Genomic DNA, 13,848 nt, shown 5'->3' with positions numbered 1-13,848 from the left:
AGCCGCGCCGAGGGCCGCGCGGGCGGTGAGCCGCTGTCCCGGCATCGGTCCCGGCCCGACTGGCACCTCACGGGGAGGGGTTCGCCGGCTCGAAGGGGTTGAGCACCGGCACCCCGGTCCTCGCTACATCCCGGGTGTTGCGCGTGACGAGCGTATGGCCGTGGACCAGCGCGGTGGCGGCGAGGAGCCCGTCCACGACAGGCAGGACATCTGGAGACGAGAGCCTCCCCCAGCGGTCAGTGATGTCCCGGGTGACGAGCAAGATGCGAGCCCCGTATCCCGCTTCGAGCTGCATCAGCCATGCCTCCAGCGCGTGCGCGGCGGTCGCGTCCCGGCGGCGGAGGTTCTCTATCCCGCGGCGGATCTCTCCGATCACGAGGACGGAGAGGTAGATGTCGTTTTCGTCCACGGACGCGAACCACGCGGCCACGTTCGGGTGGGGGCCATGCTTCTTTCGCAGCTCCGAGAGGACGTTGGTGTCGATCAAGAGTCCCACGGCTCGTCGGGTCTCCCATGATCCAGCGGCCGCTCGAAGTCGGCGTCTTCTCCCACATCGGGCATGGCGAGCAGCATCTCCTTGAGGCCCTTCGGCGGAGCGGGGCGCGCGGGGCGCACGGGCGCCTGCGGCCGGTACGCCTGTCCCCACACATCGAGCTGAAAACGATTCTGGATGTGCTCCACGCACACGGTCTCGCCGACCTCGAACATATCCATCAAGTGTTCCAGCGTGGCTTCGTCGGGCAGGGCCGACGGGATGCCGATCTGATCCACGATGCCGGCCCGGGGCAGGAGCAGCTCCGCCGCGAAGGCGTTGGCGCGGCGCTCGAGCAGGGGTGGGGCCCACGCGCTGCTCATGATCTTGAGCGGTATGGCGGCATCCCGGTCAATGAGGAGATGGCAGAGCTCGTGGGCGAGCACCATGCGCCGTCCCCATCGCGTCTTCGCTCGTGGCGAATCCGGGTTCACGAGGATGACCGGCCCGTGCGCGTCGTCCCACACGGCTCCACCATCGACGTCAGGGTCTGCGATCGGGAGCTCCTCGATGCAAATGCCAGTTTCCTGAAGCCAGGCTTCGACGTCGAGCCTGCCGGTCACGTTCCCGAGATGCTCGCGGAACGCCGCGGCGAGAGCATAGCCGTGATCGAAGTCCCTTTCGCGCCCTGTTCTCGGCGGGAGCTTGCCGCGCATTGCCAGGAGCGCCCCGTCTGCCCGGTCGATCCTCGGGTAGGAGCGGAGCGTCTGGACGATACCGAGGATATCGCTGGGCATCAGCGTCGGCGCCAGGGCGCGAAAGACCATGGCCACGCCGGATCGGGACGGGTCGAAGCTGGCGCCCTCCTTCCACCAGGAATCCTCCAGCTCGAAGAGCTGGGTCAGCTCCAGCAACCGGGCGACCTCCTTTCCTGGTGCTGGTAGCAGCCTGTCGAGAGCGCTGTGGAACCTGCCACCGAGCTTCGTCATGGCGATGCCCATGTAACCGAAGAGCGACGCCTCGGCGGCCGCCGGGCTCTCGACCCGCGAGAGCCACGCGGAAAAGAGCTCCCTGTCCTCGATGCAGACCGGCTCATCGATCGTCCGGATCTGCTCGTGAGCCCAACCGATCAGCCCCCGGACGGCATCCACGAACAGCGGCGCCTCGATGTCCCTCTGGTGCGGTCTGTAGAGGAACTGGACGTCAGGGGGAGCGGCCGCGCTTCGCAGGGCGATCGAGAGCCGCGCCCCGTCGCGGGCGAAGTACATGTCGGGGCAGAGGCCGCCGGCCGCCCCTGCGGCGAGCGCGTGCGAACGCACGAAGTCGTCCCGTTCCTCGGCGAATCGGTCGATCTCGTCGTCATCCACTGTCCCCCGATCCGCCTCCTCCTCGAGCTGGAGGAGGTGCGTGTCGAGCGCCCGGCACACGTCCCGCGCGTTCCGGTACGACCCGGGGATGGGCCAGACCTGCTGCTCGAAGAGCTTCGGCCAGCTCCGCGCAAGCCAGCGCGCCAGGTAGATGACCGGCCAGTGAAGTCCCTCGCAGAGCTGAGGGGACCGGTCCTCGTGCACATGCCGGGTGACGTTCCGTCCGCACACCCAGATCTGCAGCTCGGCCCAGGTCGCTGCAGCGCTGTGATCCGCTTCCGGCGGAGGTTTCGCGAGTGGGCGCAGCTCGAACGCAAAGGTCTTCCTGTCACCGAAGAGGGTCACGCGGCGCCTCCGAGCAGCTTCTTGTAGCGCGTCCGAGTGAGCCGGCCCTGTTTCACGAAGTTCTTGAGGATGCGCGCTGGCACATCCCGAGGCACCCGGGCCTCCCGCACCTCGTAGCCGTGCCACTGTTCAGCCCCGTCGGCTGTGGCTTCACAGTAGCCCTTGAAGAAGCGACCCTTTTCATCCATGGCGTAACGCGCCTTGCGGTTCGGATGCGCGTCGTCCGCTCCTTCCAGCGAGTCCTCAAGCAAACGCTGTGCCTGGCTGGGAGCGAGGTCATCTGGGCAAGGCATATCCCAGTCCGGAAACCAGCGTGGTGGTCCCAGGCCGAAGGACCCCGGCTTGTGTTTCTTGTTCTCCTTGTAGACCAGCATGGAGCCTATCTTAGCTTTACTGCGGGAAGTCGGCCGGGGAAGCGAGCCGCCAAGCCGCCAAGGGCGCCAAGAAACCCGGGCAATAGGGGGGAATGCCGGGACGGCCCCCTTCCCCCCTCTCCCCTTGGCGTCCTTGGCGACTTGGCGGTTTTTCTGCTGATCCGGGGCAACTTTCCGCAGTAGACGGGATGCGCCTGCGGCGCACTACCAGGCATGGAAATTCAAGCACTTAGCTTGCTATTTCCAAGGCAGAGTTAGGTTGGCGCGCGGCAGGAGGAGCGCCTTGCGGAGGGGGGCGAGCTGGTGCGCCTTGATGGCGATGCCGGCGCGGTACGGGGACTGGAAGAGGTCGGGCGTGGTCAAGGTGACCGAGCTCCAGCGGAGTGTATCGCGGTAGGCGGCGAAGAGCTCGGGGCGGTCGAAGCGCGTGATCGGGGCGCTGGCGAAGGCGTGTTCGCCGAGGAGCTGGGCGTCGAGCTCGCGCTCCCACAGGACCTCGAGGGGCGCGCCTGCCGCGTCGTCTTCGACGCACGCGAGGGGGACGGCGGTGTCCTCCCCGGGCGCGCGTTCGACGCGCTGGATGACCCAGCGACGGCCACGGACGCGGGCGAAGCGGCCCTCCGCGAGGGAGGCATCGGGAGACGGGGGCGGCCGGGACGTGGCTCGGGAGGTCTGCATGGGGCAGGGGGGCGGTCATGATACGGCACGGAGCTCCTATGGGCGCGATTTCCGGCCTCGCTTGCGCAGAGATGCTGCCTGGCCACGCCTCGGGGCCGGTCACGTTGGCCTCGCGCTGGTGTCGACGATGCTGGGCCTTCGGCGGGGTCGGCCGGCCGCGGGTTCACCACCAGGCGGCACAGAGGGCATCCGGGGACACGGCGCCATGCCCCTGGCTTGCCGCTCACGGACGGTACCGCGGATCGTCGAGGAAGGCGGGATCGGTCAGCGACCGCAGGAACGCCACCAGATCGGCCTTCTCGTCCGGGGAGAGCCCCAGCTCATCGATCTGCGGATCGGTCGAGAAATGGCCCAGCCCGCCGCGATCGTACTGGTCGACCACCTCCTCCAGCGTCGCCAGTGATCCGTCGTGCATATAGGGGGCGCTCGCCGCGATGTTCCGCAGACCGGGCACCTTGAATTTGCCAAGGTCTCCCGTCCGTCCGGTGATCCTTTGCCGCCCGGCGTCGCCGCCGTCGAGGTAGGTGCCGTTGTTGAAGAAGCCTTCGTTGGTGAGCATTCCGGTTGGGTGGCAATGGAAGCAGCCGCCCCGCTCGGTCAGGAACAGCTCCTCGCCGCGGCGCTCGGCGTCTCCGAAGCGCGTGTCGTCCCCGCGCCGGTGCCTGTCGTAAGGGCTGTCGGCGCTGACGATCGAACGGAGGAAGCTGGCGATGGCCTTGCGCAAGGACTCCTCGCCGGGAGGCCCGCCATAGGCATCCTTGAACGCCTTCACGTAGACGTCATCGCCGGCGACACGAGCGACGGCCTCGGCGAGCGGTAGATCCATCTCGTCGGGGTTCTCGATGGGCTTCCCCGCCTGCTCTTCCAGGGTGGCCGCGCGGCCATCCCAGAAGAAGCTCTCGCCCCAGGCCAGGTTCACCAGCGCGGGCGCGTTCCGCTCTCCCAGGCGGCCGTCGACCCCCTGGGAGACAGGGACCGGATCGGCGAAGGCGTGCTCCTGGCGGTGGCAGCTCGCGCACGCTATCTCGCCGGTGCGAGAGAGGCGCTTGTCGAAGAAGAGCCTCTTGCCGAGCTGGGCCCTCGCCTCGGTGAGCGCGTTGTCGGCCGGCGCTCTGGCCGCCGCGGTGCGCGCGGGAAACCCGGCGGGGATGGCGTCCGTGACGAGCGGCGGCCAAGGTCCAGGGGCCGCCGGCCCGTCGTCGCCGCATCCGCCCGCGAGGAGCAGCGCCGAAAGGCCGATGGCCCCGCCACGATTGAGGCCAGGCGTCACGGATCGAAGGCGAACACCGTCAGATCGGGGAGGCCGCGCCGCAGGCGCTCACCCGCGTACAGCTCGTCTCCCACGGGGCCGGGCGGCGGGACATACCCGGTCAAGTCGATGTCCGCCGTGGCGCCCCCGAAGACCTCGTCCATGACGACCCGGACGACCTTGCCCGTCGAGCCGCTCGCGGGCACGGACAGCGCGCCTCGTACCTCGACCCTGGGCGCGAGATCCTCGCGCAGGTTGCCTCCCATGTGGACCGCCGGCGGAACCGTGGCCGTCTCTCCGTCCGGATCGCCGGAACCACCCTCTCCCTCGGCCGGCGGAGCCACGTTGCCCTCGTAGCGCAGGAAGAGGTAACCGGTGTGCGGCCACGTCATCTGGGAGGCTTCCGACAGAGGCGCGACGTTCGCTTCGGGCCGGGAGACGTTGCAGGCCTGGTGCAAGCCCCAGACGAAGCTGACGCCTTCGTAGCTGCCAGCCGGAGCGCGCAGCCGGAGCGTGGCCGAGCCCGGGTCTTCGGCGTTGTAGAAGTGGACCCCGTAAGGGGTGGCGGCGCCCTCCGGGCCGACGATATCGACGGGCACGAGATCGCCGTCCGCCCCGATCAGCGCCGCGTGCGAGACGTAGAAGCGAATGTTGAGCGGCGTGACCGTGCTGCCGCCCGGCGCGACGTTCGGCTCGCCGAACAGGAACGGCGCGCCGCCGAGGACGAGCTCGAACGCGAGCTCGACGATGGCGCCCTCGGTCCTGATGGACGCCGGCTGCTCTGCGCAACCGGTCGGCCAGGTGGCCTCGGCCTGGCCGCCCGCGCCGCCCGCGCCGCCCGTGCTGCTCGCTCCACCGGACCCGTCGGGCTGGCTGCCGCCCGCCCCGCCGGTCCCGGACGCCATTTGCTGCGGATTCGAGGACGTGCCGCAAGCCGCCGCGGCGCCCAAGAGCAACCCGATCAACCGGAACAAGCCAGGAGATTTCATCGTGGGATCGAGTGTACGCGATGGCGCACCACACCGGAACAGATGACGCATCGCCGGGATCTTGCTGGGAGACGCGATCAAGGCGCGATCGACGGCGTGACGAGCGGTGAGGCGAGGGATGATGTGCGGGGCAGCCGTGCACCAGCCGCGAGCCCCGGCCACGAACGCGGCGAGCGCCGCGCCTGCCTCGAACGACACCTCGCGATCGTCGCGATCGTGCACGACGAACAGCGGCGCGTTCATCCGCGGGGCCGCAGAGAGCGCGTCGAGGTCCGCGAGCGGCACGCCGTAGCGCGCCTCGAGGCGGGCGACCATGCGGCGCCGGACGGCCTCGTCGATGCCGAGGAGCTTCGCGAAATGCTGGGTGTAGCGGACCGCGCTGATCGGCGGCGCGATGAACACGAGCCTCGGCGCCGGAGCGCCCGCGGGCCGGACGGACGCCGCGCGGGACAGCGCGTACGTCGTCGCGGCGCCCCCGATCGAGTGCGCGACGATGGCGTGGACGGGCCCGACCTCGTCCATCGCGACGGTGACCGCGCGGGCCAGCTCCACGAGTGTGGCCGACGTCGCGGATCAGCACGAACGGCCGTTCTATTATGGGGCGACGAATGGACCTGACTGGCTTCCTGCATGGGGGACCTCCTCGGGGGATTGCGAGACGGATCAGGCAGCGCGGCAGGGCGAACGCCGGGCGTCGGTCACGAGCCTCTCGAAGGCGGCGCGGGCCCGGCGCTCCGACGTCTCGTCGCGCATCAAGCGGCTGAGCGCGTGGGAGCCGGACGCGATGGCATAGGCCTCGAAGGCGAACTGCGAGAGGTCGAGGTCCGAGCGGAAGTGGCCCTCTTCGACGGCGATGCGCCTCGAGCGCGGCGCGATGGTCGCGGTGGATCGCGTGCTGGCACCCGCACGGCCACCCGCAACACCCCGCGGGCTCCGGGCACGACAGCACGCAGTCGGTGGGGCCCTGGCAAGCATAAGGGTCGCTCGACGCGGGCGTGCTCCGCGAGGGGACGGAGGGCGGCGGGGGGCTCGGCGGCGACTGAGGGCGCGCAGCCCCAGGCACATGCCGGCGCACGCTAGGCGCGCTTCGCCAGGTAGGCATCGACCAGCTCGATCAGCCGTGCCCGGCCGAAGCTGGGGCCGTGGCCTGCACGCACGATCTGCACTGGGAGCTCCCGCAACCGCTTCATGGTGCGGACGTAGGCGGGAATGTCTGCGCCCTCGATCTCATCCAGCAGCGGCCCGTCATAGATCGCATCGCCCGAGAACAAGGTTCCGGTCGCCGCCTCCCACAGACCGATGCTGCCCGGCGAGTGACCGGGCAGGTGCAGCACCTCGAAGTGACGGTCGCCGAGATCCACGATGTCGCCTTCGGCGACGACCTCCGTGACCGGCGCGTCATGCAGGGCGTAGCTTGCCATGTCGTACTCCGCGTAGGGCAGGGCGGTGATCACATCGCCCTCGATCGGATAGCCAGCGTCGCCCAGCTTGCGGATTTCCGCGGCGCCCATCACCGAGGCCAGCAAGGTGCCGCGGTCGGTCGGTGAGCGCAGGTTCTCCGCCTCGAGATCGTGCACCAAGGTGTGCTCGAAGTCATGGTGGCTGCCCACATGATCGGTGTGGGTGTGGGTCGCGACCGCCGTCACCGGCTTGTCGATCAGGTGCTTTATGGCCTCCCGCAGGCTGACGATGCCCATCCCCGTGTCGATCATCAGGTCGCGATCGCGACCGCGCACATGCCAGATGTTGCAGCGCATCAGCGGCACCACGTGCGGCTCGATCAGCAGCGTGATGTCATCGCTGACGCGCGTGATCTCGAACCAGCGGTCGGCGATCGGCAAAGTGGCCATGCGTTTCACTCAACCGCCCGCCTGATTCTCGAGCAGCACCAAGACGAGGCCGATGGCCGGCGTGACGACCATCTGAGGCGCGATCCGCATGCGGCGCACGTTAACACGCGTGTCTGGGTGGTGGCGTTACCAGCTCCTGGTCACCCCGCCGTTCCGGTTACCACCTCCCCTGGTAACGGCGTCGGTGCGACGCTCGCAATCCATTGAAATTCAACGGATTGGCGTGATGGCCCGAGAGATGCTTCAGGGCCGGGCAGGAGATCTTACCATGGTAACCGCACCGACATCCCACCGCCTGACGCTTTCCGTCCTCCTCGCCACCCTGATCGCCGCGTGCTCCGGAACGACCGACAGCGGCAGCTCGACCGGCGGCGTGGCGCCCGATCCGCCCGATCCGCCCGGTCCAGCGCCTCACGATGGCGTGGCGCCCGATCCGCCCGGTCCGGCGCCTCACGATGGTGTCCCCTCCGACCAGCAGGCCGCGCCCGCTGTGCCTTCGGCGCCGGATCTCGCGTACCCCGGCAAGGGCTTCATCGTCCACGAATGGGGCACCGACACCGTGGTCGTCGGCTCCGACGGCGCGCTTCAACCGGGGCTGCACCACGAAGAGGAGGACCTCCCTTCCTTCGTCTATGATCGGCTCGAAGCCGGCTCGCTCGATGGCTCGATGTCGACGAACGTCAACGTGAAGATGGAGACGCCGGTCACTTACTTCTACGCCGAGGAGCCGCTCACCGCGCACGTCCAGATAGCGTTCCGCAAAGGGATCTTCACGCAGTGGTACCCCGCCGTCCGCGACTTCTACCCGCCCATCATCGCGCCCAACACCGTTGCTGGCGTGACGACGTACGCGGACCCGGCGTTCGACCCCGAGTTCCCCTTTGGCTCGCCGATGTGTTCAGAGATGTACGGCCCGAGCGTGAACGGCCTCCTCCAGTGGAGTACGTTCGAGATCCTCGGGCGCGACAGCGACGTCCCTCTGCCCGAGGCGCCGCTCGATCGGTTCACGTGGGCTCACGCGCGCCAGGTCGGCGCCAACCCGCTCCGCGTCGCAGGCGTCCCCGGCGCGACGGAGGCGCCCCAGCACGAGCGCTTCCTGTTCTATCGAGGGCTCGGCAACTTCGACCTGCCCGTCCGCGTGACGGCCGGCACCGGCGGGGCGATCTCCGCCGAGAATACCCTCGACGAGGCGATCGGCGCCGTCTTCGTCCTCAACGTCGGCGCCTCGGCGGGGGCGTTCGTCGCGCACCCCCAGGGCATCGCCACGGGCGGCACGCTCGTCGAGCGCGCCCCGTCGCTCGACGGAGCGCCGCCCCTCGACGAGTTCGTCGCGTCGCTCGGCGCGAGCATGATCGACGCCCTCGACGCGACAGGCCTGTACCACGACGAGGCCGTCGCCATGGTGAACACCTGGAAGCGCCAGTGGTTCCGGACGCCCGGCGTCCGGGTGCTCTACCTCGCTCCTCAGGCGTGGACCGACGCCTCGATCCCGATCCTCATCGATCCCGCGCCCGCCGACGTCGTGCGCGTCATGATGCTCCGCGTCGAGGTGCTCTCGCCCGAGATCGAGTCGACCGACGTCGGCGCGGCGCGGCGGCTCGCAGACCCATCCCTCGCCGGCGATGCCGCGCGCCACTTCGACGGTCTCGGGCGCTTCGCCGAGCCGCGCCTCCGCCGCGCGCTCGCGCTGCTCGGCGAGCCCGCGTATGGCGAGCCCCTGCTCGCCCGCATCGCAGCCGGAGCGACGGCGAGCGCCGCGCGCGAGTAACCTCTCGGCCATGCACGCCCCGCGGCGCGAGCCCTTCGTGGCCCATGCTCGGTACGAGCCCGGCGAGATCCTCGGGCAGGGGGCGCAGGGCGTCGTGGGGCGCGTGATCGACCGCGAGGCGCGGGGGCGTGAGCTCGTCGCGAAGGTGTTCCGACAGGGCGCCTTCCGCGAGGACACCCTGCTCGGCGAGTTCGCGCTGCTCGCGCGCCTGCGCGTCCCCGGCGTGGTGCGGGCGCACGATCTCGGGCGGGACGAGCGGACGGCAGCGCCCTTCCTCGTCGAGGAGTACGTGGCCGGCGACGACGCCGCGGCGTGGGTGCAGCGGGCCCCGGCCGGCGAACGCCCGGCGCGGCTCGCGGGCGTGCTCGCCGGCGTCGCGAGGACGCTCGCCGCCCTGCACGACGCGGGGTTCGTGCACAGCGATCTCAAGCCGGCGCACGTCCGGATGCGGCCCCTCGGCGGGGGCGGCGCCGAGGCCGTGCTCCTCGACCTCGGGGCGGCGGTGTCGAGGGCGCGCGCGCCGGGCGGCGCCGTCGCGTTCACCTCGGCGTTCGCCGCGCCCGAGCTGCTCGCGGGGGGCGCGCCGTCGGCCGCGTCCGACCTCTACAGCCTGGGGGCGCTCGCGTGGTGCTCGGCCGCGGGCCGCCCGCCCGGGCCCTTTCGCGCGCGGCGACCGCTGCGTGACGCCGCGTCGTGGGTCCAGCCGAGCGTGGCCGAGGTGATCGAGGCGCTGCTCGCGCTGCACCCGCGAGACCGCCCTGCCGAGGCGCGCGAGGTGCTCCGGCAGCTCGGCGTGGCGGCCGCGGAGGCGGGCATCGCCGTCGGGACGCCGCCCGCGCCCATCGGGCGGGAGCGCGAGCTCGAGGCGCTGCAGCAGGCGCCGTCACCGCCAGGCCGCGTGCGCTACGTCACGGGGCCGAGCGGCGCCGGCAAGAGCCACCTCGGCCGCGAGCTCGTGACGCGGGCGCTGCTCGCCGGGCGGAGCGCCCGCTGCGTGGCGTTCCCGCGCGACGCCGACCCGCTCGTGCTGCGGCTCATCGCGTTCTTCCGGGGCGCAGAGCAGGCGCCGCCCTTCGTGACGCCGCCCGGCGGTGGGCCCCCGCTCCTGCTCTTGCTGGACGACCTGGAGCAGGCCCCGGCCGAGCTCCGCGCCGCGCTCGACGCGTACCGGTGCCGGCCGGCGGCGCCCGGCGGCGCGGCGATCGAGGTGGTCGCGACGGCCCGGAGCGCGCCCGAGGGCGCGGCGTGCGTGGCGCTCGGGCCGCTCGGCGACGCGAGCTTCGGCGCGCTGTGCCGCGCGCTCGGCGTGGACGACGAGGCGAGCGTGCGAGAGGCCGCCGTGGCGTCGGGGAAGAACCCGGGGTGGCTCTTCGCGTCGCTCGGCCGCGTGCCGCTCACGAAGGACACGGCGATCGAGCGCGTGCGCGGGCTGTCGGCCGGCGCCTGCGCGACGCTCGCCGCGATCGCGATCGCGGGCGGCGCCCTGCCCGAGGCGCGCTGCGCTCTCGGGTTCGGGCGCGGCGGCCGGGCGGACGCGCGGGGCGGCGGGCAGCCGCGCGCCTCCGGCGAGCGAGCCCTCGGCGAGCTGCTCGCGGGCGCGCTGATCGCGCGGCGGGAGGCGGCGACCGGCGCGCTCACCACGCTGTCCGCTCCCGCCCTGGCGAGGGATCTCGCCGCGGCGCTCGCCACGCCGGAGGTCGCCGAGGAGGTCGCCGCGGCCCTGCTCGCGGATCCCGGCGCGCCTGCGTCGGCGCTCCTCTCGGCGGCGGCGGCGCCGTGCACGAAGGCCCGGCGCGCAGAGCTCCACGAGCGGGCCGCGGCGCAGGCGCGCGAGGCCGGGCTGCGGTCGGAGGAGATCCAGGCGCTGCTCGCGCTCGGCGAGGACCCGGACCGGAGGACCCCGGCGCTCCTCTGCAGGCTCGAGCGGCTGACGCGCGACGCGGGCGTGGGCGCGGCGCACCCGCAGGTCGTGGCGTGGCTCGACGAGGCGGCGCAGCGCGACGAGCGGGTGCTCGTGCTCGCGCTGCGGCGGCGCGCGGAGAAGCGCGCGCGGGATGGCGACGCGACGGCGGCGAAGGAGCAGGCGCTCGCGGCGCTCGCGGCGGCGCGGCGGCTCGGCGGCGGCGCGGCCGAGGCGTTCGCGCTGTCGACGCTGGGGCTCGTGGCGCTGATGCGCGCCGACTGGGGCGAGGCGGAGGCGTGGCTCGCGGGGGCGCAGGCGAAGCTGCCCCCGGGTGGCGAGCGCGTGGACGACGTGGAAGGCGAGCGCGTGGACGACGTGGAAGAGGTGGCGCGGCTCCACCACAACGCGGGCATCGTGGCCCTGTACCGCGGCCAGGTGGACGGCGCGGTGCGGACGTTCGAGGCGTCGCTCGCGGTCAAGCGGACCCTCGGGGACCGCGCCGGCATGCGCTCGTGCCTGATGAACCTCGGGATCGCGCTCGGGAAGGCGTCGCGCTACGAGGAGGCCTTCGGCGCGCTCGACGAGGCGATGCGCCTCGCGCGATCGCTGGGGCAGGTGGCGGGGCGCGGCTGGTGCCTGTCGGCGCGCGCGGACATCGAGGTGCGCCGCGGCGACGCGCGCGCGGCGGAGCGCTGCATCGAGGAGGCGTGGGCGCTCGCTGCGTCGCTCCCCGCGGCGATCCAGGCCGATCTGGTGATCGCGCGGGCGAACGTGGCGTTGCTCGACGGCGACGGGCGGCGGGCGCTCGCGGCGCTCGCGGCGCTGGACCCGGGCGTGCGGTCGAACGACCCGCTGGTGGATGCGCGGGCCCAGGTGGCGGAGGCGCAGGCGCACCTCACCAGGCTGCCGGCGGAGCCCCGGCGGGCGGCGCGGGGGGCGATCCGGGCCGCGCGGCGGGCGCGCGCGGCGATGCTCGCGGAGGTGGAGGCGCAGGCGCTCGACGTGCTGCGCTCGGCGCGGCCGGGCGCACGGCGGGCGCCGGCCGCGGCGGCGGCGCCGGGCGGCGCGCATGGGGCACCGTCCGCAGTGCAGGGCGCGCCGGCGGCGGCGGGCGGCGCGTATGCTGGCCCAGGCATGATGGCGGCGGCGAGCGGAGAGGACGGCGCGCTCTGGGCGTGGCTCGCGTCCGTGGCGACCGCGGACGGCGCCGCGGAGGCCGCCGTCGGGCTCGCGCGTGCCCTCGTGCAGCAGTCGGGGGCCGAGCGCGCGCTGCTCGCCGTGGTCGACGAGCAGGGGCGGGTGGTCGCGGCCTGGGGCGCCGACCTCGACGGGCTGGAGATCGCCGAGGCGGCCCGGCGCGTCGCGCCCGACCTGGCGCAGCTTGCCCTGAGCCAGGCCGCGCCCGTCCACTACCAGCGCGACGTGGAGACGCCGGGCGGCCGCGGCTCGCGGCTCGTGCTGCGCGCCGGCGCGGGCCACGCCTCGGCGGGCGCGCGTGCCCTGGCGGCGAGCGCGACCTCGCCAGGTCCGGCGCTCCCCGGGCCTCCGCGCGCGCTCATCGTGGTCGAGCACCGGTTCCGCCCAGCGTGCTTCGACGCCGTCACGGAGGCGCGGGCCGCTCGCTGGGCGTCGCTCGCTGGGCTCTTCCTGCGGCTCTTCGCCCGCCCCGGCGCGCCGGAAGAGCCCCGCCGCGAAGGCCCGGCGCCTGCCTGCCTCGCCTCGCTCGCGGAGCCCGCGCCCGATCTCCGGCGCGCCGACACGACCGTCGTCCCCGCGGCCCAGCCGCGGAGGAGCTTCCCCGACATCCTGGGCCAGAGCGCCGCGCTGGGCCGGGCGCTCGCGCGCCTCGACGCGGCCATCGACAGCGATCTGCCCGTGCTCCTCGCGGGCGAGACCGGCACGGGCAAGGAGCTCTTCGCCCGCGCGCTCCACGATCTCGGCCCGCGTCGTTCGCGCGAGCTCGTCGCCGTCAACTGCGGCGCCGTCCCCGACGCGCTCTTCGAGGCGGAGCTCTTCGGCCACGCGCGGGCCTCGTTCACGGGGGCCGAGCGCGCGCGCCCCGGACTGCTCGCCCGGGCCGAGGGCGGCACGCTCTTCCTCGACGAGCTGGGGGAGCTGCCGCTCGCGCGGCAGGCGGTGCTGCTGCGGGCGCTGGAGTCACGGCGCTATCGCCCGGTGGGCAGCGACGACGAGCGGCCGTTCGACGTGCGGATCGTCGCGGCCACGAACCGGGACCTCGCGCAGGCGGTCGCCGAGCGGGCGTTCCGGCAGGACCTGCTCTTCCGGGTGAACGCCATCGAGATCCACCTGCCGCCGCTCCGCGACCGGGAGGGCGACGTGCCGCTGCTGCTCGCCGGGTACCTGGCTCGGGCGGGCGCCCCCATCGAGATCGCGCCGCGCGCGCTCGCGGCGCTCGATGCCTACGCGTGGCCCGGCAACGTGCGGGAGCTCGCGCACCTGGTCCAGCGCCTGGCCGCGCTGGGCGTGCGCCGCGTCGAGCTGGAGCACCTCCCGCGGGGGATGCGGGCGAGCGCGCTGCGGGCGAGCGCGCGCCGGACGCCCGACGCCGCCGAGCGCCCCGCGCCGCCGGTCCGAGCGCCGATGGCCGGACCCGCCCCGCCGCCGGCCGCGGGGCGGGGGAGCTCGGGCGAGGCACGCCACGCGCTGGCCGAGGACGACGAGCGCGAGCCGATCCGGCGCGCGCTCGCGGAGACCGGCGGGAACATCAGCCGCGCGGCCGAGCGCCTCGGCATCACGCGCCACGGTCTGAAGAAGCGCATGGCGCGCCTCGGCATGCGCGCCCCCTCCGGATCGCAGAGGAAAGCGGAGTGAACCCCCTCGCGAAGGCGCCGC

The 13,848-nt window shown here is 72.9% G+C and carries 10 protein-coding genes; 2 read left to right on the top strand and 8 right to left on the bottom strand.

Going from position 1 to position 13,848, the window contains the following annotated elements:
• Positions 1-67: 67 nt before the first annotated feature.
• The 8 genes from ACSRUE_RS31805 to ACSRUE_RS31770 all read right to left on the bottom strand — a co-directional run bounded on the left by ACSRUE_RS31805 (position 68) and on the right by ACSRUE_RS31770 (position 7,324).
• A complete protein-coding gene (locus ACSRUE_RS31805; protein WP_441286875.1) occupies positions 68-496 on the bottom strand; it encodes a type II toxin-antitoxin system VapC family toxin in 429 nt (142 codons plus the stop codon).
• On the bottom strand, positions 484-2,184 hold the full coding sequence (locus ACSRUE_RS31800; RefSeq protein WP_441286874.1) for an ImmA/IrrE family metallo-endopeptidase: 1,701 nt from the start codon (positions 2,182-2,184) through the stop codon (positions 484-486). The genes ACSRUE_RS31805 and ACSRUE_RS31800 overlap by 13 nt, the downstream gene beginning before the upstream one ends.
• Positions 2,181-2,558, bottom strand: a complete 378-nt coding sequence (locus ACSRUE_RS31795) for a hypothetical protein (protein WP_441286873.1) — start codon at positions 2,556-2,558, stop codon at positions 2,181-2,183. Before ACSRUE_RS31795 ends, ACSRUE_RS31800 begins: the two co-directional genes overlap by 4 nt.
• 237 nt (positions 2,559-2,795) lie before the next feature.
• On the bottom strand, positions 2,796-3,236 hold the full coding sequence (locus ACSRUE_RS31790; RefSeq protein WP_441286872.1) for a hypothetical protein: 441 nt from the start codon (positions 3,234-3,236) through the stop codon (positions 2,796-2,798).
• Between the two features lie 223 nt (positions 3,237-3,459).
• Positions 3,460-4,506: a cytochrome-c peroxidase gene (locus tag ACSRUE_RS31785; protein WP_441286871.1), complete on the bottom strand. Its 1,047-nt coding sequence runs from the start codon at positions 4,504-4,506 to the stop codon at positions 3,460-3,462.
• Complete coding sequence (locus ACSRUE_RS31780; protein ID WP_441286870.1) at positions 4,503-6,026, bottom strand: MbnP family protein; 1,524 nt, start codon at positions 6,024-6,026, stop codon at positions 4,503-4,505. Before ACSRUE_RS31780 ends, ACSRUE_RS31785 begins: the two co-directional genes overlap by 4 nt.
• A 111-nt stretch (positions 6,027-6,137) precedes the next feature.
• On the bottom strand, positions 6,138-6,449 hold the full coding sequence (locus ACSRUE_RS31775; protein WP_441286869.1) for a TetR family transcriptional regulator C-terminal domain-containing protein: 312 nt from the start codon (positions 6,447-6,449) through the stop codon (positions 6,138-6,140).
• 101 nt (positions 6,450-6,550) lie between these two features.
• Positions 6,551-7,324, bottom strand: a complete 774-nt coding sequence (locus tag ACSRUE_RS31770; protein WP_441286868.1) for an MBL fold metallo-hydrolase — start codon at positions 7,322-7,324, stop codon at positions 6,551-6,553.
• A gap of 268 nt (positions 7,325-7,592) precedes the next feature.
• Between ACSRUE_RS31770 and ACSRUE_RS31765 the strand changes: the two genes are divergently transcribed.
• Both ACSRUE_RS31765 and ACSRUE_RS31760 read left to right on the top strand, forming a co-directional pair.
• Positions 7,593-9,092, top strand: coding sequence for a hypothetical protein (locus tag ACSRUE_RS31765; RefSeq protein ID WP_441286867.1), 1,500 nt, complete (start codon positions 7,593-7,595; stop codon positions 9,090-9,092).
• Between the two features lie 10 nt (positions 9,093-9,102).
• Positions 9,103-13,827 carry a sigma 54-interacting transcriptional regulator gene (locus ACSRUE_RS31760; protein WP_441286866.1) on the top strand — a complete coding sequence of 1,575 codons (4,725 nt, stop codon included), beginning with the start codon at positions 9,103-9,105 and terminating at the stop codon, positions 13,825-13,827.
• Positions 13,828-13,848 lie beyond the last annotated feature (21 nt).

It is taken from the genome of Sorangium sp. KYC3313 (genome assembly GCF_052075895.1).
Classification (GTDB): Bacteria; Myxococcota_A; Polyangia; order Polyangiales; family Polyangiaceae; genus Sorangium; species Sorangium cellulosum_B.
The sequence above is the reverse complement of the archived record's forward strand: the minus strand, read 5'-3'. Positions and strand labels throughout refer to the sequence as shown.